We start from the raw sequence: 22,453 nt of genomic DNA, 5'->3' as shown, positions 1-22,453 counted from the left end.
ACGCGTTTCATCGAGCGACACGAGTGCGCGAGAAGCTCAGTGCTTCGGCACGCCATCGCGCCAAGCCTTCCAGTGCGTCACGATCTCCTGCACCAATGGGTTGCCGGCCAGGTACAGGTTCTGCAGCGCAACCTGAAAGCCTCCTTGCGCCGCATAATTGAACAGGTTATCCGCGCTGCTCTGGCCCGCAGCCGGTCGATCGAAATCCGAGCCGGTGCGCAGCACCGCCACGCGCGACAGGTCCACCCGGTGCGCCGCGGCCCCCCGCTTGAGCGCCTCGTACGTCGCGTTGTCCTCCTGCTGCGTGGTGCAATAGACACCCTTGTCGTGCGTCACCAGCTTCGTCCAGTCACGCGCACGTTGACCAAGCTGCGTGCCGGACCACCACGTGTCGCTCGCCAGCGTATCGCACTGGATCACAGACGGCGGCAGGTTGGCCGGCGCGTAGCCGAACCGCGCGCGGGCCACCTGCGCTGGCGCGCTATCCGATAATTGCACGCCGCGCGACAATGCGAACGCGCGCTGCACCAGCGCGTCGTTTAGCTCGAATACCTCAGTGCGATAATCCAGCGGCGGCTTCTCGACCGGACTCTTCGTGTTGACGCCGAGGTAACCGGACTGCCACCCGGCGGGGATCTCACGCGCATCTAGTTCCCACTGCAGACCGAAATCGACGAGGTAATGCGCCCAAGCAGCAGAGCCGATCGTGCCCTGCGCCGGATCGATGCCCGCGATCCCGGCGACGATGAAATAGGTCCGTCGCAGGTCGAACTGCCGGGACAGGACCAGCGCCATCGTCGATGCCGCCGCGTTTGCATGGCCCATGCCGGTCGTCAGCACACAAACGTCACTGCGATTGCAGTGCACAGACGGATAGTCGGACGACAAGCCCGGAACACGGATCGCCTGCCATGGCCCTAGCTGATCCAGCCATACCTGGCCCTCCGGCCCGAACATCGAAACGATCATCACCTTGACGGCGCGGCCGGACCCGCCGGCCCAATCCGAATGCAGCGCCGGCTCCGCCTGCACCACGTCTGCCGCTTGTTCCGCATGACCACTGCCGAGGCCGGCGCACGCCAGACCAGCCGCCAGTACGGTACCGCCAATCAGCTTTTTGAACATCGTTCGCTCCTTGTTCGAACACGAGTCGGCCCACGCCACCGGCGAGACTATAGGGTGTTGCAGGTCAAAACAAGGGACAAAGCGAATCAAAGATTCTATTAACGATGTCTGATAAAACATCGATACGACGCGGTGTGTCTTCGTGCGACGGTTGAGGAGCGTACTTGCGCATCACGCCGCCCGTATCCGACGCTTCAAGGAGCGCAGATTCCAATGCAGACAGCCTCCCCCTGCGTCCCGCAATCGCACGCCATTGATGGTCGACGACCTGCCGGTGGGTACCGCGCTACTGTTCGGGTGACGCGCCACCCATGCCGCGCACTGCAACAACAGGCAGCGCACGACGAGGCGGGCAGGCTCGTGGACGGGAGCGGCAAACGCTGCGCGCTCTCCTTTGCGGCGATAATGCATAGGTGCGTGCGCACGCTCGGGCGCACGAAGGGTCCATCACACTAGGAGAACGCCAGCATGTACCATCGCATCCTCGTGGCCGTCGACGGCAGCCGCACCTCGCGTCATGCATTCAACGCCGCGCTCGATCTTGCGGCGTCCGAGAGCGCGCAGCTCCAGCCAATCTTCGTCGTCGACGACGTCCCACTCTACTATTCGGTGCCCGGCTACGATCCGTCAATCGTCATGCGCGCGCAGACAGAGGAAGGCCAACGCGTGATCGACGAGGCGGCTGACGCGATGCGTACTCGAGGCATCGCCGGCACGCCGCAGATATTGACGACATCGTCCCTCGAAGGGATTGCCGAGTGTATCGTGCAGGCGGCACAGGCGTTCAACGCGGACCTGCTCGTGCTCGGTACCCATGGACGGCGCGGCGTGCGCCGATTGGTGCTGGGCAGCGTGGCGGAACAAACGCTGCGGCTCGCGCAGCTACCGGTGTTGCTGATTCCGTCGGCAAGCCACGTGCCGCAAGCGGCGCCGTCGACCACCGCGAACGGTTAACGCCGCCTACTGTCCCACGCATCGTGCATCGTGATGCTTGCGTGCGCACGCGTGCGCGGTCATCATTACTCCATCGGGCATGGTTATGTCCCGCTGCGGCCGGCCGGCGCGGCAGCATCCAACCCAATGGAGAAAACTGCAATGTGGTACTTCTGCTGGATACTGGGTATCGGCGTGGCGCTGGGCTTCGGTGTGATCAACGCGATGTGGCTGGAAAACGAAAGGAACCTGGCGCGGATGCGGTCCGACTCGCGGGACGGTCGTGCCTGTCGTTGGCACGACTGATCCGCATGAGCCGCCCCACGCATGCCTCGGTTACGCTGCACCAGGCGGGCTGCGGGCGGCCGCTACGATGACTCGATTGCTTTTCTTTTGCGGGCACGCCGGCGCGGGCAAGACCACGCTGGCTAAGCAACTGGTCCCGGCGTTGCTCGACGCCACGCGCGAGCCGCTGTGCCTGCTCGACAAAGACACGCTGTACGGCCGCTACAGCGCAGTCGCGATGCAAGCGCTCACGCACGACCCGAACGACCGCGACAGCCCGGTCTATCTACAGACATTGCGTGACCCCGAATACCAGGGGCTGCTCGACACTGCGCGCGAAAACGTATCGCTGGGCATCAGTGCGGTTGTCGTCGGCCCCTTGTCGCGGGAGGTACGCGACCGGCGAATCTTCGATCGCGATTGGCTACGCGTGCCGGCGCACGTCGACGTGCGTTGGGTCTGGGTTAGCGTGTCGGAACATATCGCGCGCGAGCGCATCGTGCGGCGGGCGAACGCCAATGACGCATACAAGCTCGCACATTGGGAAACCTATCGCCAGCGACGTTTCGAACCCGATCCGGCCGACTACCCCCAACTGCTGATTTTCGACAACGATGCGCCATGTGACGCGAACCGACGCGCGCTGCAGGATCGGCTCCTCGCGCCAGCGCATTCCGCTGAGCCCTTCCCCCTCGCTGCCGGCAGGCCGCCGTTCACGCCCGAATGAGTTTCCGCTCCGGCTGTCTCATAGATAGCGGCCAAAGCGATTGTCCAGAAAGGCATCAAGCGCGGCCTGCTTCCCGAATAAAGTTGCTTTGCGGCAACCTGCTTTCACGAAACACATCCACGAGCGCACCGGCGCTCGTCAATTCGATCGCGCCGATCCGGCGTGGCGTGCGCCTGGCCGCAACGCACACGTCATGCGAACTCGCGCCCGAGTTCGACCTCGGACACCGGCTCGATCTCCTTGCCCAGCGCATACTGCTCTTCCATCGAACCGATCACCGCCTCTAAGTAGGCGCGCAGCACGGCTTCGGCCCGCGCGCGCTCGTTGGGCGGCGCGACCGCATAGCGCGCCAGGCTCGAATCGACGAACACCACATCAAGCGTGACCTTCGAGTGCCGCCGCGAAAAGGGCGAGACTGTCCAGTCGATGCGCAGCGCCGGATGGCCGGCCTCGGTCTGCGTATCGGTAAAGTGGGCGGTTTCCGGCAACAGGTCGCTGATGACACGGGCAAGGTGCTCGCGCAGCGGATCGTTAAAGAGAAAAGGCGGACGGGGCATGGATGTAGGGCTCGGAAAGAGTGCCGAGGCTATCACAGTCAGCCGCGCATGCCAGTCGGGATGGCTTCAGCCCTGTGAAGCCCGCCGCCGCGCCAAGCGTGCCGTGGCCGCAACCCTAGCACACTTTAAGGTGGTTGCGATATCCTCGGGCGCTCATCATTTCTAAAATCGTGCTGCACCAATCGATGGAATCCTTAAATCAAACGCTGTTCCTGTTGCTCAACGCGAGTGCGCCGTCGCCGACGCTGCACGCATTAATGTCATTTTGCGCGAATGCGCTGATCTGGGCCATGCCGGCGACGCTCATCGCCGGCTGGTTACGCGTGCCGAGCCGCGCGCGCCCGACGCATGCGGTGGCCTTCACCGGTGCGGCCGCCCGCCCGCAAGCATGCCGTGGCCATTTCGTCGAAGCCGCATTGGCCGCCATGCTCGGCCTGGGGATCGCCCAAATCATCGGTGCAATGTGGCCCCACCCACGGCCGTTCGCGATCGGTTTGGGACACGCATGGATTGCCCACGCCGACGACGCATCGCTGCCCAGCGACCATACCACGCTCGCTTTCTCAGTCGCCTGCAGCTTACTGCTGCACGCCGGCACCCGGGTGACCGGAGTGGCCCTGGCGTTGGCCGGGCTGATGGTCGGCTGGGCTCGCATCTATGCCGGCATCCACTTCCCGCTGGATGTCGGCTGCGGCATGCTGCTCGGCATGACGTGCGCCGTGCTCGCTTACCGTCTCGCGCCATGGGTCGTGCCGCCACTGTTGCGCTGCGGTGAGCCGCCCTATCGGTTCCTGTGCGCGGCGCTGATTCGGCGCGGCTGGGCGGTCGCGTAGTACGGCCGTCAGCGCCGCTGTGTTGACGCGCGCACCCTCAGCTCACCGTCGGCGCCCCGCGTGGCACAGACATGCCGACATCTCGCGCAGTAAGAGGCAATGGAGTCCATTTTTAAAGCCAATTCTGGAATGGGTTCCGATTTTATATACCGGTTCCGATTTCTCATCGAAAAGGCATGAGGTCCGCGCCTGATGGATGCTGGAATGATCCGTACGGGTTTGCACATCGTGCCACGCAGACTAACCCTAATCGATGCCGCAAATGGCCAGGAACTTGAGCGCCGCGCGCGACGCCGCCGAACCGTGCATGACCAGGATCGAGAAACGCCGCGTCAGCGGTTGCGGCGCCAGCGACACGCTGGTCAGGCGCGCATCCTCATGCCGCATCGCCATCGCCGACACAAAGCCCACGCCCATGCCGGCGCGCACCGCCTCCTTCACGCCCTCGACGCCGGCCAGCTCCAACGCGACCCGCGCGCGCGCGCCGGCCCGCGCAAACGCGCGCTCGACCTCGTGCCGCACGCCAGAGCCGGACTCACGCCAGATTAGCGGAAACTGGCTGATCCACGACAACGGTACGGCTCTATCGGTGGCCAACGGATGACCGGCTGGCACGATCGCGACAATCTCGTCGTCGTGCCATGGATGCACGCGCGTGTCAGCCGGCAGCTCGGCGGGCACACCGCCTTCAATCAGCGCGATGTCCAACCCCTGCAGCACATGGCAGACATCGCTCGTATTGCCATAGGTGGTGCGGATTTCGATATTGGGATGGGCGCGGTGAAAGTCCGCGACCAGATAGGGCAGCAGATAGCTGGCTGGCGTCGTGCTGGCACCGATGCGCAATGTGCCATACTCCAGACCCCGCAACGCGTCGCGCAGCGCATGCGCCTGCCGCCATGTGTCGCGCAACCGCGCGGCATGGACAGCCAGTTGCCGGCCAGCGTCCGTGAGCCGCACGCCGCGGCCGTCACGCACGTACAACGGCTCACCGAATTCCTCTTGCAGCAACCGCAGCTGTCCAGACACCGCTGGTTGCGATAAGTGTACCGCTTCGGCCGCCCGGCTGATGTTCTGATGTTCTGCGACGGCTGCAAAAGTCAAAAGTTGATCGGGGGTCATGCGCTTAATCTATCAGATTAGCCGATAGTTTACATCCCAAATGACGATTTTTCATATCGTTATATCCATTTTACGATGAGGCTGTCGAGGTCATCTCTCAGGTGAATGCCATGTCCCTCTTAATTTCCGAGTCCTCCTCGCCGTCGCGGGGCACGCCAGCGGGCGCTGTCGCAGCGTCACGTCGCGGGCTGCTCAACGGCGTGCTATTCGTTGCGCTGTTCGCCTTCGCGGTCACCCAATTGGCCGCGTGGCCGCCCATCGCCGGGCTCGGCATGAGCCCGCTGATCGTGGGCATCGCGTGCGGCGCGGTGTACGGCAACGCATTGCGCATCGCCATGCCAGACAGTTGGGCTGCCGGTGTGAACTTCTCCGCGCGCAAGCTGCTGCGCATCGCGGTCGCCTTCTTTGGGCTACGTGTCAGTTTGCAGGAAATCGCGCAAGTCGGGTTGGCCGGGCTGGCGATGTCCGTCGTGGTCGTCGCTGCGACACTGGCTATCGGCTGGTGGGTTGGAACCCGATGGCTGAAGCTGGACCGGGATACCGCACTGCTCACAGCCGCGGGCAGCGCGATCTGCGGCGCGGCGGCAGTCGTCGCGTTCGAATCCACGTTGCAATCCAAGCCGCACAAGAGCGCGATGGCGGTCGGCACGGTGGTGCTGTTCGGCACGCTGTCGATGTTTGTCTATCCGCTGATGGCCAATGCCGGATGGCTTCACCTGGACGCGACCGGGCTCGGCCTATACTTTGGCGGCACCATTCACGAGGTGGCGCAAGTGGTCGGCGCCGCCAGCGCGATCAACGCGCAAACGGTACACGTGGCGACGATCGTCAAGATGACCCGTGTGATGCTGCTAGTGCCGGCGATTTTTGTGGTCGCCGGCTTTATCGCCCGTGCCGCGCGCGATGCACAGCCGGCCGGCAGTAGCACGCGGCGCGGCAAGTTGCCCGTGCCGTGGTTCGCGCTCGGCTTCCTCATGCTGGTGCTGGTGAACTCGCTGCACGTGATCCCGTCGCACGTGTCACACGTCCTCAATAGCCTGGACACCTTCGCACTGACGATGGCGATGACCGCGCTCGGGATCGAAACTCGGGTCGCGCAGATTCGCGAGGCTGGGCCACGTGCGCTGATCGCCGGCGCGCTGCTACAGCTCTGGCTGATTGCTGGAGGTTACGCGCTAACGCTCGGTGTCGAGCGCTGGCTCGGCTAGAGCGTGTTATGCACTTTGCAAGATAGGTACGGCATGAACGAGCATGAGCATGGCGAAGACGACGAAATGCAAGCCGACGAGTAACGCCTTCGACAACTGCTGCCATGTCCTTGATTTGTGCGATTCACGGACATCGTTTCAACTAAAATAAAATGATGGGCCGAGAGATCGCACAGTTAAGGATGCCCGGCTCACTTGCCAGTGGGTTCGTCTGCCAGACGTCAGACCTTGTTGGATCTTGCAGGTGAGCATCTCGCGGCGATCTCAGGTTGCATGACAACAACGACGAACCCTTGCCAGCGTGCCGATGGCACAACAGTATCTGTTCCGGCGTTGGATCAACGAAGCATACTGGATTCAGTCTCACTAAATATTAGTGGTTCACTTCTGAGCCAATCTACGTTGGTCCGGAATCGCGCCCGCGCCGGCTCGGAGAACTGGCTGGCCTCCATAAAGCGCGTAATCTCCTCCACTGCCATTTCCCATCTGAAATTGCTGGACTCAGATAACACCCAAGCGGCCCGAAGTTGGCGAAGCAAATCCCATAAAGCGGCTTCGCCCGCACCATTCAGTAGGTTCAAACCTTGCCGCCAGGCCCGCTTCATTTGTACATCGTCTAAAAACAATTGGCATTTGAGTAGTCCAAACGCTGCCGAAACACGCTGTGACATAGGCACGCGCGCTAAATGATCCTCAAGTAACGTCAGCTCCTGCGCACGTTGTTCATACGACAGCTCTTCAAGCCCTTCAGGCAAATATTGCAAAGCAATCCCCCACTGCTCGTCAGGCAGCGACAGCGCCCAATCACGCATCTGCGTGTATTGGGCAAATTGCTCTGCTTTTGGCAAAATCCGTACGCAACTCGCTAATATGCCGACCGATGCGCCTTGATGAGAGGGCGGCAGTTGTAACGCGTGTCCGCGTAAGAGCGCATAGCGTTCAGGGACGCGTGGGTCTGTTTTATTAAAGTAAAGGAGCAAATTGGATAATACCGGGATGAGCTTCGCTTGTTCGGATACCCTTAACGACGCAAGCCGATCTAAAAGCGCCTGATAACGCTGCTCGATAAAAGGCGAATGGAACGAAAAAAACCGCAAACTATCAGCCAGCTCCGCCCAGATATTGTCTTGCCCGGGCGCGCGTCGTTCCGCCATCGCATAAGCGAAGTCGAATAGCTCATCACGCCGGCTCGGAGGAAAAATAAAAAAAGCGCGTAATAGCGCTCTTTGTATTCGCACGCCGTCCCGCGGGATACGTTCCGCAGCCGCAAACACGCGCTTGAATGCCTCGACTCGCTCGGCTTTTGGCAACGCTCGCAGACGCTGACTTAGCGCATCAATGGGTTCGACATACTGCGCTGGATTGCTCAACGCACCGCCTATTTCGTCCAGCAGCTGGTTGACTGACGCCAAGCTGACGGCTTGGTTTGCCCGCTGCCAATAGCGGTGGACGAGGCGCCGGGTCTGCATCGTATGATACGTGCGGCGATTGACCATGGCGAACGGCATCACGTCTTGAATGGGTACATAGTCACCGATCCGGGCAATCAGTTCGGACGACAGGTCATCATACGTCGTCGGTCGGGTGGGCAAAGGGCGAGTCAACGCGTCGTTGGAAGACGGTCGTGGCGGCGCTGACGCGGCAGGCTGTTGGCCCGCCTGCCCTGCGCACACGTAGCTAGAGTGAGGGTTTAAAGCGACATTCAAGTCAAAGTCCATTAGCAAGCTCAGTAATCAGTAAAAAGACACCACGCGTAGCGAAGCTGTGCAGCAGGCTAACGAAAAGTAGGAGAAGACGTGCAGCGATACGTCGTAAGTGTGAGATTTTTGGCGAGTAGCATAAGCCGGCCGGTGGACAGACTGCGCGACATCGCACGGGGCGACGCAAGCGTGCTGACAAAAAGGCGTATCAACCGGCCAATGCCTCAACTTTAAGGCTTTTTGTAGGAAACTGTGGAGTGATTTTTGCCGATTACGTAACCTGAGGGCTGAATTTAAAGACGTCGGCGGACGAATCGCTCGATCGCAAGACGCCTGTGGGAACGAGCCGCGGCCACCGCCGAGGTGGCCGCCGCCCGCGAGGCTGCGGCGCACGCCGAACGCACGCGCTTGCAGGAACTGGAGCCCGCGCTCGCGGTGGCCGAGGCGGCGCGCCAGACGCTGCACACTGAAGTCGAGCGCCTGCAACGCGACGCACAGGCGCTCGCCCAGGCGGGTGCCGATTTTGCCCGCGAACTCGATAAGCTGCGGGCCGACACTGCTCGCGCCGAAGCGCGGCTGCAAGCGGCGGAAAAACGCGCTCTTTTGGAGACCGAGCATGAGCGCCACACCAGCGCGCGCCTAATCAAGGAACGGGATGCGGCGGTGCGACGTGACGACGAGAGGGACGCGCAGCGCCGCGCTGAGCAGCAAGCGCTGCAGGCGCAACTGGGGGACGCACGTCAGCAAATTGGCATGCTGGAAGGCAGCTTGGCCGCGCTGCAGCGTGTGAATGCCGACGCTGAAAAACGCGGCGTGTGCGGCAGCGCACACCCACCCAGTCCGCATCGGGCCGCACCACCGGTCCGATTAGGCGGCAACGCCCGCTCACGCGTGCGCTCGAAAAGACTCCGTGACGCGGTCACCGACATTCGCTTTTTATACAAAGGCTCATGTGGCCGCAGGCCATTTAGCAAGCATAGTTCAGCCTATAGCCGATCTCGACAGGCCGCGAATCATCACCTCCGCAGGGCGCTGAGCTTACAGATGCAAAAAACACGTTGGAACTACCAGGGCAGCGGGAAAGCGGCGGTGCCCGCGTCATTTACTGCAGAATGGTTAAATTTGGTTATTTATGGTCTATGCCAAGAACCAACAAAGAACTTATTGAACGCGACAACACGCGCCATATCGGAACTGAATTGCTCTGTCAAGCCAAGTTCGACCAGTGAGGTCCGGCGCATGGTCAGATTGTTTCAAGCTTAGTTTGCTACTGCACCCGTGGCGCGCCGCAAGCCATACAAGTGGCCGACCGATGGTATCTGTTGAAGAGCCTTGGTGATGCCATTGAGCGCGCGCTGAGCCGCTGCCAGCTGCCTATCCGCGAGTTGCACGCTCGCTCAATCACGAGGACGCTTCTGCCGCATTGCCAGCGATCGAATCGAATGCGCCCGGCGTGGCAACAACATCGAAGCTACTGGTGAATGGATCGGGGTACGACCGCGCTCACCAGCGGCGATAAGCGGCACGTCCAGCGCTTGGTTCAACGACTCGCCGAGCAGAATTCCCAGATAACAACAATCCGACAACTGCCGCTCGAGTTTACTGACATGGCCAAGCACCGCACACATCAAGCGTTGGCAAGCTGGCTGCGTCAAGCGCAGACCAGCAGTGTACCAGAAATGCAGCGGTTTGCAGCCAAGCATTGGTCACGACTACGATGCCATACACGCTGCACAGCTCACACCCTACAGTAACGGCATCGTCGAAGGCCATGCCAATCGGCTCAAGTTTCTCAAGCGCCCAATGTATGGCCGCGCCGGCTTCCAACTGCTTCGTACTCGCGTGTTGAATCGGTGCTGACTTGTGACGTGAACCTTCACACAAAGTGGGGAAGAGCCAGTAATTGTCGCCAGACATGCGGTTGTGAATCAGCTGTATTAGCCGGAACTTGATCTGACAGATAGTCGGGCCGATAGAAAAGAAGCGGTCAATGTGGAATGAGTTTCTCCTTGGCAAGTGCTAGTGAATCGAGGAAGGTGCGCATGGGCGTCTTGCCATAACACCATCGCCCCTGATGCTCACGTTCATTGTTGTACTGATCGAGCCATGCATCAAGATCGGTTTGTAAGGCGTCGATCGATTCGTAGATCTTCTTGCGGAACACCACCCGATAGAACTCGTTGAGCATGGTTTTGTGCAACCGTTCGACGATGCCGTTGGTCTGCGGCGACTTGGCCTTGGTGCGGGTATGGTCGATGTCTTCTACAGCCAAATACAGCTCATATTCGTGATGCTCGGGATTGCCACAGTATTCGGTGCCACGATCCGTGAGCACGCGCAGCAGCGGGATGCCGAAACTGTCGAAGAATGGGACAACACGATCATTGAGTAAGTCAGCCGCCGGCAGCGGTGTCTTGCGATCATAGAGCTTAGCCAATGCCACCTTCGAATAGGTGTCGACAAAGGTTTGTTGATAAACACGACCTACGCCTTTGAGGCTACCGACATAGAATGTATCCTGCGCGCCACAGTAGCCTGGACATTCAGACTCGAACTCGCCGTGGGCCTCTTTTTCCTGTTTGGCGCGCTCCAGCGCGACCAACTGGGCTTCGGTCAGCACCAGCCCGTCCTGAGCGGATTTGGCTTCCAGCGCCTTTAGACGCTTGTTCATGGTCTGCAGATCGTGACGCAGCCAGATGCTGCGAACGCCCTGAGGCGAGACCTTTAACGCATGGCGCTTGAGCACTTCATTGGCGATGCGGATCTGACCATAAGCGGGCAGTTCCAGGGCCAGTTCAACTACGGCCGCCTCGATCTGCGGATCCACGCGGTTTTTGGGCAGCGGGCGGCGGTGGGAGATTTCCTGCAGCGCCGCTTCGCCGCCTTTATCGTACAGTTCCTTGAATCGGTAGAAGCTGTCGCGTGAGTAACCCATCACGCGGCAAGCTTGGCTGACGTTGCCCAGTTGCCGGGCCAGTTCGAGCATGCCGACTTTGGCACGGATGACCTTCTGTTCCTGAGTCATGGCGGACCCCTTGCTGTTCGTGGCGCGCGTTGCCGCGCAGGGCGTAGCCCGTAGCGGCAACGCGCGCCAGCATGAAAAACCAACCACTGTCAGTTTTAGTCTAGTTCACTGCAAATCAGCGCCAATTAATGAACCCTTGTATTGCGGTGATGTCACGTATAAACTAGTTATATGTCTAGTCATTATGGATCCGCCATGCATGCTTGGCCTGTACAAGACGCGAAAGCCCGTTTCAGCGAGCTACTTGACGCCTGTGTCAGTGAGGGGCCACAGCTGGTGACCCGTCGCGGCGCAGAAACAGCTGTGCTGGTACCTATCACGGAGTGGAAACGGCTCAACGCCGCCGCACGCCCTTCGCTGAAAGCCTTGCTGTTGTCCGATTTCAGTCGTGGTGACCTTGACTTGCCACAACGTGGACGGGCGCAGCGTCGCACAACGCTTGCTCTATAAAACCACCGTGTTCCTTCTGGATACGAATATTGTTTCTGAACTTCGCAAGCTGCGCCCGCATGGGGCAGTCGTGTCATGGCTCGAAAGCGTTGCCGATCACGAGCTTTATCTGTCCGCCGTGACACTCGGTGAAATTCAAGCAGGCATCGAAATCACGCGCGAGCAAGACGCCGACAAGGCATCGGCGATAGAAGCGTGGGCCGATCAAGTCAGCGCGACCTACAATGTCTTGCCCATGGACGCTGCAACCTTCCGGCTCTGGGCGAAGCTGATGCATCGTCAGTCGAACACAGTCTATGAAAACGCCATGATCGCGGCCAGCGCGCTGACGCACAAGCTTATCGTCGCCACAAGAAACGTTCGCGACTTTGAACGCTTTGACGTACCGGTGTTCAACCCATTCGGGAAATAAGTTTACCTACATCTTGACGGTCAACGCGCCGGCGGGCTCGCCTAACGACTAGGAAAGCAAAAATGCGAACGGGGTTGGGGTTCACCGAACGGCTGGTGCTAAGTGCGCTTCAGATTGAGCGGCTGGTGATCCGATATCATAAGTCGAGCGCACCTCCCTTTGGCTGTTCTCACACTACGTAGGACCTAATTCAAATAGAATTGGATTCGATCTGTCGTCCAAGTCGCCACCCCCGTCCCGAAGAAATCCGCATCCTCCGTCCAAATCAGGCATCCGATTGCCATAGCACATGCCAGGACAGGACCAATCGTCGGCATCCCTTGCCCCGATGCGCTGGAGCGCAGCGGCCTGCGTATCTCCATAGATTTCAGCGTCAACAATTGGGATCAAGGGAACCAAGCTATCCAGCACGGCTATCGCTGACTCCGGCGCAACGCCTCTCTTCTCCAGTAATGCTGGCAGGTACTTTTTAGCGTCCGTGTACGCCACGTCGGGAGCGAAACACTGAACTGCGTGAGCATGCACCATGACCAACTCGCGCACGCGCGTGCCAAGAACTGCCCGGATCAAGATGTTCGCATCGGGTACGATTGCCTTATTGCTCATGCGGATTTGGCACCGGTCTTGCCCTTGCCAGTCGATGCCCGGCGAACTGCCTTAAACTCGGACACTACCCCTTCGACATCCACGCCACGGCCAGTCAGCAGATCATCCAAGATTTCACTCGCCTTTTTCATAGTGGCAAGATGCGCTTCGGCTTGACCATGTGCCGGAATGAAGTACCCTACCGTCTGGCCATGCCGCGTCACCGCAACGGGCATATTCGATAAGTGTATGAGAGGGTAGCTTCAGGATTCACACATCGTGCCGGATTTTTCTACTTTTGAATGGCCGGATTTTTGAGTCAGCCTCATTCTGCCCTGCACCCCGATTCACGTTCTTATGGAGTGCCTCGATCTTCCAGCGCATGGCATACCAGTTTAATTTTTTGAGTGCCTCGGCGCGCGAGTTGACTGGCATACTGGTAGACAGTTCCCCCCAATACGAGCTAGTCCATAAAGCGTAGCGGCCATCGGACGGCACCGATCCATATAATTGAGCGGCCGCTTTTTAACCCTATCCGCCTGTATACCCCCACAACTGTGGCACGCATCCTATGCTTATGAGCAGGCGGCCCAGCCGCGTGCCCCCAGGGGACGCCGGGTCACCTGGACCCGTTCCGGCGCCACATGACGCAGGTCCGTCTCAATGGCGAGTCGCTGTATTGCAATGCTATCCGGTCGATGCCAGTTCGATAGTGGGACATGTAGCAATTGAATGCGGCGGTTGGGTCACGCATCGCAAAATGCGCGATCACGGTGAGGCCGCCTGCCGTGTCGCGGCGGTGGTCGAGGCAACCGCATTTGACATGACCGAGAATACGCTGTAGAGGCAGCATTTGGCACCGGGCGAGACATTGACCGCCTGGCCGGGCCGATCTAGATGCGGAAGTGATCTGGATCGGTGCGCTAAACATATACGGCAGCAAAAAGCCGGCGCGCGTCACATCAAAGGACAGGGCGACGGCCTTCAGTGGCAAGGAGACACGCGATGAGCAAACTAAACAAGACGATTCGCGTGGCTACTGACGTCGGTGGCACTTTTACCGACCTGGTGTACTTCGAAGTCGATCCGCGCACAGGCCGGCAATCAGTACGGACTGCCAAGTCGGATACGACGCCGCCTGACTACGAGCAGGGCATCCTCAACGTACTAAAAAAGGCCGATGTGGATTTGAGCGCTGTTACCTTCCTCGCGCACGGCACCACCGTAGTGATCAATGCGCTGACCGAACGCCGTGGCGTTAAGACGGGACTGATCACGACGCAAGGCTTTGGCGATACGCTAGAAATTGCGCGTGCCAACCGGCCTGACTTTTTCAATTTGAGCTGGGTCAAGCCCGCGCCATTTGTGCCACGCTACCTGCGTCGTGAAATACCGGGACGCCTGCATGTAGACGGCAGCGAGCGCGAGCCGCTGGACCTATCCGGCCTGCCCGCCATCGTCGACACATTCCGCGCCGAAGGGGTGGAAGCCGTCGCGATCTGCCTGCTGCACGCCTATACCAATCCGGTGCACGAACAAGCGGTGCTGGCCGGTGTGCGTCGGCTCTGGCCACAGGCATCGGCGGTGGCATCGCACCAAATCACGCGCGAGTGGCGGGAATACGAGCGCTCCAGTACCGCGGTACTGTCCGCCTATGTGCAGCCAATCGCCGCACGCTACCTGCAGCGGCTTGAAGACGGATTGCGATCGAACGGCTATCGGGCGCCGCTCTATGTGATGCAGTCGAACTGCGGTGTCGACACCGTGGCTCACGCCCGAGAAATCCCGATTACGATGGTGGAGTCGGGGCCGGCCAGCGGCTTCTGGGGAGCGGCCGAACTAGGCCGTCTGATCGGCGAGCCCAATGTGCTCGCGCTCGATATCGGCGGCACCACAGCCAAATGCACACTGATCAAGGACGGGCAGATCTCCATCAAAACAGACTACTGGTTCGAGCGCGACCGGACGCATACCGGCTATCCGATCATGGTACCTGTGGTCGATTTGGTCGAGATCGGCAATGGTGGCGGCTCGATCGCGTGGATCGACGAATTCGACAAGTTGCATGTCGGCCCGCAATCGGCTGCGGCGTCGCCTGGTCCCGCAGCCTACGGTCGCGGCGGCACCCATGTGACCACCACCGATGCAAACCTAATTCTGGACCGCATTAATAAGGATTATTTCTGCGGCGGTACGTTCATTGCCGACATCGAAGCCGTGGCCCGGGCCATGGCACCGCTGACCGAGCGGCTACGGCTGTCGCCGCAGGAAATCGCGCGCGGCATTATTCGGATCGCCAACGACAACATGGTGAATGCGCTGAAGTTGGTGTCGCTCAGCCGGGGCCATGATCCGCGCGACTTCACGCTGCTCGCCTTTGGTGGCGGCGGCGCGATGCACGCCGTTGCGCTCGCGCAGGAACTCGGCGTGAAAAAGGTGGTGATTCCGCGTGGCGCGTCTGTCTTTTCCGCGTGGGGCATGACGATGTCCGACCTGCGTCGCGACTGCTTCGTCAACCGCCTCTTTGAGATGGATCGTCCGGATGCGGCGCTCGGTGCGCAAGCGCTGCTTGAACAGCTGTCGCATGATGCAACGGCACAGTACGCGACCGAGGGCATCGGCGCCGACGCTATCGAATTGGCCCTGTACTGCAAGATCCGCTACCAGAACCAGGAGCATGCGGTCGAGGTGCCGCTGCGGCAAGATGAACGCGTCGCCACGCATTGGGCCGATATCGTTGCCCGCTTTCACGCCAGCTACGAGCAGCAGTACACCTATCGGCTGAACGCCCCGCTGGAGATCGTCGGCTTTCATATCGTCGCCGTGGCAGAAATCGGCAAGCTCAACCTGGCCGACCTGCCAGTCACCGGCGCCACTATTCAGGTTGCGTCAAAAGGCCGTCGCACCGTCGACTATGCGCTCGAAGGGAGGCACGAAGCGATCGTCTACGACGCGGAACGCATCGAGCCTGGCATGCACTTCGCCGGTCCGGCGATTATCGAAGACCCCGGCACGACCATCGTGGTCCACCCGAACAACGCCGTGAGCGTCGACCGCCTCGGCAACTTTCACATCACTCTTTCCGTGTGAGCCATCATCATGAGCCACAGCGATAAGATCGATATCTTCACGCTCGATATCATTCAGAATGCACTGCAAGCCATCGCCGACGAGATGTTCACCGCGATACGCAAGACCGCGATGAGCCCGATCATCTACGAAGTGCTCGACATGGGGACTGGCATCACCGATGGACAAGGCAATATCGCCAGCTCCGGCGCCGGTATCCCTGCCTTTGTTGGCGTGCTGGACAAGGCGGTGCGCCGCATTTTGGTCGAGCACGGCCAACCAGGCGACATCGAGCCGGGCGACATCTTCATCACCAACGACCCGTACTCGGGCGGCGTGACGCATCTGAACGACGTGGTACTGTCGATGCCGGTTTTCGTTGGCGACGACATCGTCGCGTGGACGGCCAATATTGCTCACTGGAACGATGTTGGCGGCATGGTCCCGGGATCATTCTCTACCGATGCAACCGAGATCTTCCAGGAAGGGCTGCGCCTGGCCGCGGTAAAATTGATCTCACGCGGCAAGCCAGTGCGTCCCGTGATGCAGATTCTGCGCTATAACACGCGCATGCCCGACTTCATGGAAGGTGATCTTTGGGCAGGCATCGCTGCCGCGCGCAGCGGCGCGACACGCTTGATTGAACTGACCCAGAAGTACGGTAAAGCAATGTTCCTGCAGGCAATGCAAGACTTCATGGACTACGGTGAAAAGGTCTCGCTGAAAGCACTGCGTCACACGCCGAAAGGGCGCTTCGAACTAGCCGAACCTCAGGACGACGACAAGGTATACAAAGTAGTCGTTGAAATCGGCGACAATGGAATGATCGTCGACTTGCGCGACAACCCGGACCAGGTCCATGGACCGGGCAATCTCAGCCGCGACGGCACGGTAGTGGCTGCCCAGATGGCATTTAAGTCGATTACCGAGCCGAACGGCAGCGCCAACGGCGGCACCTTCCGGCCGCTGAAGGTTGTGACACGGCCTGGTTCGCTGTTTGATGCGTGTAGCCCTGCGGCAGAAGGGTTTTACTTTGAAAACCTGATCCGGGTGCACGACCTGATCTTACGCTGTCTTGCGCCGCATCTGCCCGACCGCATCCCCGCCGGCAGTTTCTCGTCGATATGCGCCACCGTGATTGGCGGCCCCCATCCGGAAACCGCGCGCATTTTCACGCTGATCGAGCCTGAGATCGGCGGTTGGGGAGCAAAGCGGGATCGCAACGGCAACAGTGCGATGTTCTCCGCAATGCATGGCGAGACATACAACTGCCCGGCCGAGATCTGCGAGGCGCGCTATGGCGTCTATGTCGAGCGCATGGAACTGAACGACGAGCCAGGGGGATACGGGCAATATCGCGGCGGCCGCGGCATCCGGCTCGATTATCGGATCCGCTCCGACGGCAGCTTCCTGACCTGCGGATATACGCGCGCCAAAGTGCCACCGTGGGGCCAGGCGAACGGGCGTGACGGCTCACTCAATTACGTCGAGGTCGTGCGCGCCGACGGCCGCAGCGAGCGCTACGCCATGGCCAGCGGCGTCAAGCTCGATCGCGGCGATGTGGTCCGCGTGCGTACGGGCTCAGGTGGCGGATACGGTGATCCGTCGATGCGCGATCCCGATGCGGTTCGCGACGACATCCGAAATGGCTATATCTCTGCCGAGCTGGCACGCGAAATCTATCATTGGGAGGGGAGCGTGCGACTACATCATGCAGGCCAGATCTGAAAGTACTTGCAAAGTGCATAACACGCTCTAGCCCAGTGGTACAGCAGTCAATGGTATCGTGATGGCAGGCGCGGCCCGGCTTGCGGTGCCGCGCGGGCGCAGCGGCCGTCGGACGCCGAAACACTGGCTGCCAGCGGCGGCTGTCCGTCGCTACGCTATCTCAGGACTGTGATGATGAGCTACGAACTGTACTACTGGCCGGGCCTACAGGGCCGCGGTGAATTCGTCCGCTTAGCGCTCGAAGAGGCAGGGGCAGATTATCTTGACGTCGCGCGCTTACCGCCGTCCGGTCGCCGCGAAGACGCAAATCCGCAAGGCACAGAGCACGGCATCGGCACGATGATGTCGATTCTGCAAAGCCAAACCGAGCCCTGCATCCCGTTCGCTCCCCCCTTCCTGCGCGACGGCACAACACTCATTGCGCAGACCGCTAACATTCTGCTGTACCTGGGACCCCGGCTCGGCCTGGTGCCCGCCGATGAAACACTGCGCCACTGGGTCCACGGACTGCAGCTGACGATTGCCGACATGGTGAGCGAGGCACACGACACGCACCACCCGATTGCCAACGCACTGTATTTCGAGCAGCAACGCGACGCCGCCCGGCAGCGCGCCGCCGATTTCATCGCCAACCGGATACCGAAGTTCATGCGCTATTTCGAGCGGGTGCTCGAGCAGAACCCCGCGGGATGCGCGCACCTGGTCGGCGCGGCATTGAGCTACGCAGACCTGTCGATGTTCCAATTCATTGATGGACTGCGCTACGCGTTTCCGCGTGCCACCGCTCGCTTCGCGACACAGTATCCGAAGCTCACAGCGCTGCATGAAGCGGTGCGCACGCGGCCGCGTATCGCCGCGTACCTGGCGTCGCCTCGCCGCATCCCGCACAACGAGTCGTGCATATTCCGGCACTACGCGGAATTGGACGCCAGTTGACTCATCGCCATCGCGCCGTGCTGGCCTTTTTGCTCAAGCTGCGCACCCGCGCGCAACGCCTGCTCAGGCTGTCCGACGAGCATACGATGCTGCTGTGGGCCACCCTCGCCGGCTTGGTCGGCGCGGCCGCGACCATCGTGTTCCGCCTCGGCGTCGACTGGCTGGAATCGCTCGTCGATCCTAACGCGAGCGGACTGGTGGAGGTCGCGCGCGACCTACCGTGGTACGCACGGCTCGCGCTGCCCAGCGTCGGCGGCGCCGTGGCCGGCATGCTCCTGCTGGCAGCCCGGCGTGACGACGACGGCAAGAGCCATGCTGACTATATGGAAGCGATTACTATCGGCGAAGGGGTGGTGCCCGTGCGGCAAAGCCTATGGCGCAGCGGCTCGTCGCTGGTCACGATTGCCTCGGGTGGCTCAATCGGCCGCGAGGGCTCGATGGTGCAGCTTGCCGCGCTCAGCGCATCACTGCTCGGCCGCCTCGTGCATGTCGACCCAGAACGTCTGCGCTTGCTGGTGGCGTGCGGCGCCGCGGCCGGCATCACGGCCGCGTACAGCGCCCCGATCGCCGGCGCGCTGTTCGTCACTGAAATCGTGCTGGGCTCGATCGCGATGGAGAGCTTCGGGCCAATCATCGTGTCATCTGTGGTCGCCAATGTCACGATGCGCGCATTGTCCGGCTACCAGGCGCCCTACGAGATGCCGCCCTTTCCGACCATCTCCGGCCTCGAAGTACTGTGGTTCGTCGGGCTCGGCATCCTGTGCGGGATGCTCGCGCCGGCGTTCCTCCTCCTGCTGGGTGCCTCGCGCCGGCTGTTCGGCCGATGGGTGGCGCCCCTGCCCTGGCGGCTCGCACTGGGCGGCGCGCTGGTGGGCGCCTTATCGATCCAGGCACCGCAAGTGTGGGGCAACGGCTATAGCGTGGTGAACGCCATTCTGCACCAGCCTTGGACCTGGCAAGCGCTCGTCGCAGTGTTAGCGTTCAAGGTAGCGGCGACCTGCGCGACGGTCGGCTCAGGCGCGGTCGGTGGTATTTTCACGCCGACGCTGTTCGTCGGTGCGGTGCTCGGCGCGATCTACGGACTCGCGGCCCATGCGCACTTGCCGCTCGCCACGTCGGCGCCGTTCACGTATGCCATCGTCGGGATGGGGGCTTTCCTCGCGGCAGCGACCCATGCGCCGTTGATGGCGATCTTGATGATCTTTGAGATGACGCTCAGCTATCAGGTCGTGCTGCCGTTGATGCTGGCTAGCGTGATCGCCTATTTCATCGCGCGGGCCCTGGCCGAGACTTCAATGTACGAGGTCACACTGCGGCGCAACCGCGAGCGGCGTGAACGGCTGCGCCTGAAGGCCACGCAGATGCGTGAACTGGTGCGCCCGGCCGACACCGTCCTTGGCCTAGACGCGAGCGTGGCGGACATGACGCGCGTATTTCTCGAATATCCGGTTAAGTACATCTATATCGTCGACGCTGCCGGCTGGTTTCAGGGCGTGGTCGCGTTAAAGGACATCACCTCCGACCTGCTCGACAAGCACGGCCCGCGCGAGCACCGTGCGCGTGACTACCTGCGCCGAGATTTCGCCGCGCTGACGCCGGACATGCCGCTTGCCGCCGCGTTGCAGCACTTTCTCGCCTTCCAAGGCGAGCGGCTGCCCGTCGTCGCATCGAAGCAGGCGCCTAAATTGCTAGGCGTAGTCTACAAGACCTCGCTGCTGCAGGCATACTTCCGGATGAATGCTAGCGATTGAGTCACGCCGCATGCGACGCGTCGTCGCGACGGCAAAAAGCAACGGATTCACTACAATGGATTCGGAGGGTGCAACATGTCCGAACAATCGACTCCTGCACTGCGGCGCGACCAGGCCGGCTGGATCTTTGTGCATATCGAGGGTGCGCCATACGAGCGTGGCCTGCAGCACGGCCAGTTGCTTGCCCGCGAGATCAGCAGCGCGATCCGCGCCGCGCAATATCTAGCCAAGTGGGACACCGGCGAGGAGTTTGACACCTTCGTGAACGCCGCAATCGACCAATTCACCGACCGTGTCGATGACGAGTTCACCGCCGAGATGCGCGGCATTGCCGATGGCGCGCAGTTGCCCTACGAACAGGTGCTCGCCTGGAACGGCTACATGGATTTGCTGCAAAGCTGGTGGCCCGCGCATGTCAGCCAAACACGGCCGCAGTTCGCCGGCAAGCCATGGCGCGGGCGCCTCGGCCATCACTGCAGTGCGTTCATTGCAACCGGCAGTGCCACGCGCGATGGCCGCATCGTGATGGCGCACAACTCGTGGGACCGCTATGCGGCTGGCGATGCGTTCAACGTGATCTTCGATATTGTGCCCGAGGAGGGCAACCGGATCCTAATGCAGGGACTGCCGGGCTGCATCTCCAGCCTAACGGACTTTTGGATCACGTCAGCGGGCCTGATGGTGACCGAGACGACGATTTCTAATTTCGTCGGCTACAACACCTCCGGCTCGCCGGAGTTCTACCGCTCGCGCAAGGCGACGCAGTATGCCGATAGCATTGGCTCATGGTGCGAGCGCTTCGCGACCGACAACAACGGCGGCTACGCGAACAGCTGGCTGCTCGGCGATACCAAAACCGGTGAAATCGCACGCTACGAGCTTGGGCTGCGTTATTCCGGATTCGAGGTCACCAAAGACGGCTTTTACAGCGGCTTCAACACGGCCAACGACCTGAAGATCCGCAACCAGGAATGCATTAGCCAGGGGGATGACTACAACGACGTGCGGCGCAATGGTGCGCGCCGGCTGCGCTGGATGCAACTGATGGAAAAACACCGCGGCCGGATCGATGCTGAACTGGCCAAGGAAATGCTCGCCGATCATTACGATGTGTACCTCGATCGCGACGATCATCCGAGTTCGCGCACCCTTTGCGGCCACTTGGAACTGGACGACGCACGCTTTGGCGACGCTGATCACGGTCCATTCAATCCATGGGGCGCCAACGACGGCAAGGTGGTCGACAGCGACATGGCGGTACGACTCGAATTGTGGGCACGCTGGGGTCACCCATGCGGCCGGCCGTTCGACGCACAAGCGTTTATGCGTCGCCATCCGCAGTGGAATTGGCTCAACGGTTACATGCGCGATCGCGCGTCCCAGCCGTGGACGCTGTTTGACGCAGTCCGTTGACCGCATGCCGGCGCGCAGCGCGACGCACCCCTCGCGGAACGCAGGCACGCAGTTTGCGTGAACATCGCCATCGCGTTTCAGTGGAAGACCGACACCATGAATCCGTTCATGTCACATCCGCTAGCAGCGCTGGCCACAGCCCTCGTCAGCACGCCGCTCATCGCCATCGTGCCCTGCGACAGCGGGGTACCCGACGTGACCCGTGCTTCGCACACGCGACACGCTGGCACGGTGCCGACCGCCGTCCGCAGCCTAGCGCAGCAGGACGGTACAGTGTCTGTTGAACACTGGCAAACCATTGAGTTGCCGACGCCCCGCCCCGACCTTGCCGCAGGACTCGCGCGGCATGTCAAGATACGAACATGAGCGCCACCGACCCGATCGATCAGCAGCTCAGCCAGACGCTGCGCGACATGCGCTATCCCGCCACGCGCGACACGCTGGTGGCCGCCGCCTGCTCAGCGGGCGCCAGCAACGACGTACTGCTCGCGCTGCAGGCGCTGCCCGAGCGTGACTACCCGGATCCGCAGTCGGTCGCGCGCTGGCTCGCCAGTGCAGCAGGTCCCGGCCTATCCGCCTAGCGTGTGCGCGCGA

22 protein-coding genes and 1 pseudogene are annotated in these 22,453 nt (G+C 61.2%); 15 read left to right on the top strand and 8 right to left on the bottom strand.

The features are described 5' to 3' along the window. Window positions 1-36: 36 nt before the first annotated feature. Window positions 37-1,125 carry a purine-nucleoside phosphorylase gene (locus B0B13_RS02770; RefSeq protein ID WP_076794573.1) on the bottom strand — a complete coding sequence of 363 codons (1,089 nt, stop codon included), beginning with the start codon at window positions 1,123-1,125 and terminating at the stop codon, window positions 37-39. 468 nt (window positions 1,126-1,593) lie between these two features. On the opposite strand from B0B13_RS02770, the gene B0B13_RS02765 reads away from it, so the two are divergent. The 3 genes from B0B13_RS02765 (at window position 1,594) to B0B13_RS02755 (ending at window position 3,070) form a co-directional block, all read left to right on the top strand. After that, complete coding sequence (locus B0B13_RS02765; RefSeq protein WP_076788620.1) at window positions 1,594-2,079, top strand: universal stress protein; 486 nt, start codon at window positions 1,594-1,596, stop codon at window positions 2,077-2,079. Between the two features lie 141 nt (window positions 2,080-2,220). Further along, window positions 2,221-2,364 (top strand): cytochrome bd-I oxidase subunit CydX, encoded by a 144-nt coding sequence (cydX, locus tag B0B13_RS02760; RefSeq protein ID WP_076788618.1) that lies wholly within the window; start codon window positions 2,221-2,223, stop codon window positions 2,362-2,364. Between the two features lie 67 nt (window positions 2,365-2,431). Next, complete coding sequence (locus B0B13_RS02755) at window positions 2,432-3,070, top strand: P-loop nucleotide/nucleoside kinase family protein (RefSeq protein ID WP_076794232.1); 639 nt, start codon at window positions 2,432-2,434, stop codon at window positions 3,068-3,070. Window positions 3,071-3,261: 191 nt separating this feature from the next. On the opposite strand, the gene B0B13_RS02750 is transcribed toward B0B13_RS02755, so the two are convergent. Then, window positions 3,262-3,627 (bottom strand): DUF3022 domain-containing protein, encoded by a 366-nt coding sequence (locus B0B13_RS02750; protein WP_076788052.1) that lies wholly within the window; start codon window positions 3,625-3,627, stop codon window positions 3,262-3,264. Window positions 3,628-3,812: 185 nt separating this feature from the next. On the opposite strand from B0B13_RS02750, the gene B0B13_RS02745 reads away from it, so the two are divergent. Next, window positions 3,813-4,460, top strand: a complete 648-nt coding sequence (locus tag B0B13_RS02745) for a phosphatase PAP2 family protein (protein WP_076788051.1) — start codon at window positions 3,813-3,815, stop codon at window positions 4,458-4,460. Between the two features lie 246 nt (window positions 4,461-4,706). Here the strand turns inward: B0B13_RS02745 and B0B13_RS02740 are convergent, their stop codons facing one another. After that, window positions 4,707-5,582 carry a LysR substrate-binding domain-containing protein gene (locus B0B13_RS02740; protein WP_076794231.1) on the bottom strand — a complete coding sequence of 292 codons (876 nt, stop codon included), beginning with the start codon at window positions 5,580-5,582 and terminating at the stop codon, window positions 4,707-4,709. A gap of 110 nt (window positions 5,583-5,692) precedes the next feature. Between B0B13_RS02740 and B0B13_RS02735 the strand changes: the two genes are divergently transcribed. Further along, a complete protein-coding gene (locus B0B13_RS02735; RefSeq protein WP_076794229.1) occupies window positions 5,693-6,790 on the top strand; it encodes a YeiH family protein in 1,098 nt (365 codons plus the stop codon). A 338-nt stretch (window positions 6,791-7,128) separates the two neighbouring features. On the opposite strand, the gene B0B13_RS02730 is transcribed toward B0B13_RS02735, so the two are convergent. Further along, on the bottom strand, window positions 7,129-8,508 hold the full coding sequence (locus tag B0B13_RS02730) for a hypothetical protein (RefSeq protein ID WP_076794228.1): 1,380 nt from the start codon (window positions 8,506-8,508) through the stop codon (window positions 7,129-7,131). 345 nt (window positions 8,509-8,853) lie between these two features. Between B0B13_RS02730 and B0B13_RS18980 the strand changes: the two genes are divergently transcribed. After that, window positions 8,854-9,753, top strand: coding sequence for a hypothetical protein (locus tag B0B13_RS18980; RefSeq protein ID WP_076794227.1), 900 nt, complete (start codon window positions 8,854-8,856; stop codon window positions 9,751-9,753). Window positions 9,754-10,477: 724 nt separating this feature from the next. On the opposite strand, the gene B0B13_RS02710 is transcribed toward B0B13_RS18980, so the two are convergent. Further along, entirely contained in the window at window positions 10,478-11,515 is a 1,038-nt protein-coding gene (locus tag B0B13_RS02710) for an IS481 family transposase (RefSeq protein WP_076793855.1), read from the bottom strand. A gap of 195 nt (window positions 11,516-11,710) precedes the next feature. On the opposite strand from B0B13_RS02710, the gene B0B13_RS02705 reads away from it, so the two are divergent. Continuing rightward, the gene (locus tag B0B13_RS02705) at window positions 11,711-11,965 is read left to right on the top strand and encodes a type II toxin-antitoxin system Phd/YefM family antitoxin (RefSeq protein ID WP_013435358.1); all 255 of its coding nucleotides are present in this window, start codon (window positions 11,711-11,713) and stop codon (window positions 11,963-11,965) included. A gap of 7 nt (window positions 11,966-11,972) precedes the next feature. Continuing rightward, window positions 11,973-12,377, top strand: coding sequence for a type II toxin-antitoxin system VapC family toxin (locus B0B13_RS02700; protein ID WP_076794224.1), 405 nt, complete (start codon window positions 11,973-11,975; stop codon window positions 12,375-12,377). 185 nt (window positions 12,378-12,562) lie between these two features. On the opposite strand, the gene B0B13_RS18975 is transcribed toward B0B13_RS02700, so the two are convergent. The 3 genes and pseudogenes from B0B13_RS18975 to B0B13_RS18965 form a co-directional block, all read right to left on the bottom strand. Next, a complete protein-coding gene (locus tag B0B13_RS18975; RefSeq protein ID WP_255763176.1) occupies window positions 12,563-12,661 on the bottom strand; it encodes a PIN domain-containing protein in 99 nt (32 codons plus the stop codon). Window positions 12,662-12,740: 79 nt separating this feature from the next. Beyond that, window positions 12,741-12,905 (bottom strand): annotated as a pseudogene (locus B0B13_RS18970) (PIN domain-containing protein); the annotation flags it as partial. Window positions 12,906-12,979: 74 nt separating this feature from the next. After that, a complete protein-coding gene (locus tag B0B13_RS18965) occupies window positions 12,980-13,114 on the bottom strand; it encodes a hypothetical protein (protein ID WP_255785513.1) in 135 nt (44 codons plus the stop codon). An 853-nt stretch (window positions 13,115-13,967) separates the two neighbouring features. Between B0B13_RS18965 and B0B13_RS02685 the strand changes: the two genes are divergently transcribed. From B0B13_RS02685 to B0B13_RS02655, 7 genes are all read left to right on the top strand, one after another. Beyond that, window positions 13,968-16,052 carry a hydantoinase/oxoprolinase family protein gene (locus B0B13_RS02685; protein ID WP_076794221.1) on the top strand — a complete coding sequence of 695 codons (2,085 nt, stop codon included), beginning with the start codon at window positions 13,968-13,970 and terminating at the stop codon, window positions 16,050-16,052. Window positions 16,053-16,061: 9 nt separating this feature from the next. Continuing rightward, complete coding sequence (locus tag B0B13_RS02680) at window positions 16,062-17,759, top strand: hydantoinase B/oxoprolinase family protein (protein ID WP_076794220.1); 1,698 nt, start codon at window positions 16,062-16,064, stop codon at window positions 17,757-17,759. A gap of 174 nt (window positions 17,760-17,933) precedes the next feature. Continuing rightward, a complete protein-coding gene (locus tag B0B13_RS02675; protein WP_076794571.1) occupies window positions 17,934-18,695 on the top strand; it encodes a glutathione S-transferase in 762 nt (253 codons plus the stop codon). A gap of 17 nt (window positions 18,696-18,712) precedes the next feature. Further along, entirely contained in the window at window positions 18,713-20,446 is a 1,734-nt protein-coding gene (locus B0B13_RS02670; RefSeq protein ID WP_076788040.1) for a ClcB-like voltage-gated chloride channel protein, read from the top strand. Between the two features lie 75 nt (window positions 20,447-20,521). Further along, window positions 20,522-21,859 (top strand): C45 family autoproteolytic acyltransferase/hydrolase, encoded by a 1,338-nt coding sequence (locus B0B13_RS02665; protein WP_076794218.1) that lies wholly within the window; start codon window positions 20,522-20,524, stop codon window positions 21,857-21,859. Between the two features lie 57 nt (window positions 21,860-21,916). After that, on the top strand, window positions 21,917-22,225 hold the full coding sequence (locus B0B13_RS02660) for a hypothetical protein (protein ID WP_076794217.1): 309 nt from the start codon (window positions 21,917-21,919) through the stop codon (window positions 22,223-22,225). Continuing rightward, a complete protein-coding gene (locus B0B13_RS02655) occupies window positions 22,222-22,440 on the top strand; it encodes a DUF2795 domain-containing protein (protein WP_076794215.1) in 219 nt (72 codons plus the stop codon). The genes B0B13_RS02660 and B0B13_RS02655 overlap by 4 nt, the downstream gene beginning before the upstream one ends. Window positions 22,441-22,453 lie beyond the last annotated feature (13 nt).

The sequence above is a fragment of the Burkholderia sp. b14 genome, assembly GCF_900156195.1.
Lineage (GTDB): Bacteria > Pseudomonadota > Gammaproteobacteria > Burkholderiales > Burkholderiaceae > Mycetohabitans.
This window is presented reverse-complemented; position numbering and strand designations above follow the sequence as displayed.

Excerpts from the sequence above, each read along its gene's own strand:
- B0B13_RS02770 (WP_076794573.1), bottom strand. The coding sequence starts at position 1,125 with ATGTTCAAAAAGCTGATTGGCGGTACCGTACTGGCGGCTGGTCTGGCG.
- B0B13_RS02765 (WP_076788620.1), top strand. The coding sequence starts at position 1,594 with ATGTACCATCGCATCCTCGTGGCCGTCGACGGCAGCCGCACCTCGCGT.
- cydX (WP_076788618.1), top strand. The coding sequence starts at position 2,221 with ATGTGGTACTTCTGCTGGATACTGGGTATCGGCGTGGCGCTGGGCTTC.
- B0B13_RS02755 (WP_076794232.1), top strand. The coding sequence starts at position 2,432 with ATGACTCGATTGCTTTTCTTTTGCGGGCACGCCGGCGCGGGCAAGACC.
- B0B13_RS02750 (WP_076788052.1), bottom strand. The coding sequence starts at position 3,627 with ATGCCCCGTCCGCCTTTTCTCTTTAACGATCCGCTGCGCGAGCACCTT.
- B0B13_RS02745 (WP_076788051.1), top strand. The coding sequence starts at position 3,813 with ATGGAATCCTTAAATCAAACGCTGTTCCTGTTGCTCAACGCGAGTGCG.
- B0B13_RS02740 (WP_076794231.1), bottom strand. The coding sequence starts at position 5,582 with ATGACCCCCGATCAACTTTTGACTTTTGCAGCCGTCGCAGAACATCAG.
- B0B13_RS02735 (WP_076794229.1), top strand. The coding sequence starts at position 5,693 with ATGTCCCTCTTAATTTCCGAGTCCTCCTCGCCGTCGCGGGGCACGCCA.
- B0B13_RS02730 (WP_076794228.1), bottom strand. The coding sequence starts at position 8,508 with ATGGACTTTGACTTGAATGTCGCTTTAAACCCTCACTCTAGCTACGTG.
- B0B13_RS02710 (WP_076793855.1), bottom strand. The coding sequence starts at position 11,515 with ATGACTCAGGAACAGAAGGTCATCCGTGCCAAAGTCGGCATGCTCGAA.
- B0B13_RS02705 (WP_013435358.1), top strand. The coding sequence starts at position 11,711 with ATGCATGCTTGGCCTGTACAAGACGCGAAAGCCCGTTTCAGCGAGCTA.
- B0B13_RS18975 (WP_255763176.1), bottom strand. The coding sequence starts at position 12,661 with ATGGCAATCGGATGCCTGATTTGGACGGAGGATGCGGATTTCTTCGGG.
- B0B13_RS18965 (WP_255785513.1), bottom strand. The coding sequence starts at position 13,114 with ATGAAAAAGGCGAGTGAAATCTTGGATGATCTGCTGACTGGCCGTGGC.
- B0B13_RS02685 (WP_076794221.1), top strand. The coding sequence starts at position 13,968 with ATGAGCAAACTAAACAAGACGATTCGCGTGGCTACTGACGTCGGTGGC.
- B0B13_RS02680 (WP_076794220.1), top strand. The coding sequence starts at position 16,062 with ATGAGCCACAGCGATAAGATCGATATCTTCACGCTCGATATCATTCAG.
- B0B13_RS02675 (WP_076794571.1), top strand. The coding sequence starts at position 17,934 with ATGAGCTACGAACTGTACTACTGGCCGGGCCTACAGGGCCGCGGTGAA.
- B0B13_RS02665 (WP_076794218.1), top strand. The coding sequence starts at position 20,522 with ATGTCCGAACAATCGACTCCTGCACTGCGGCGCGACCAGGCCGGCTGG.
- B0B13_RS02655 (WP_076794215.1), top strand. The coding sequence starts at position 22,222 with ATGAGCGCCACCGACCCGATCGATCAGCAGCTCAGCCAGACGCTGCGC.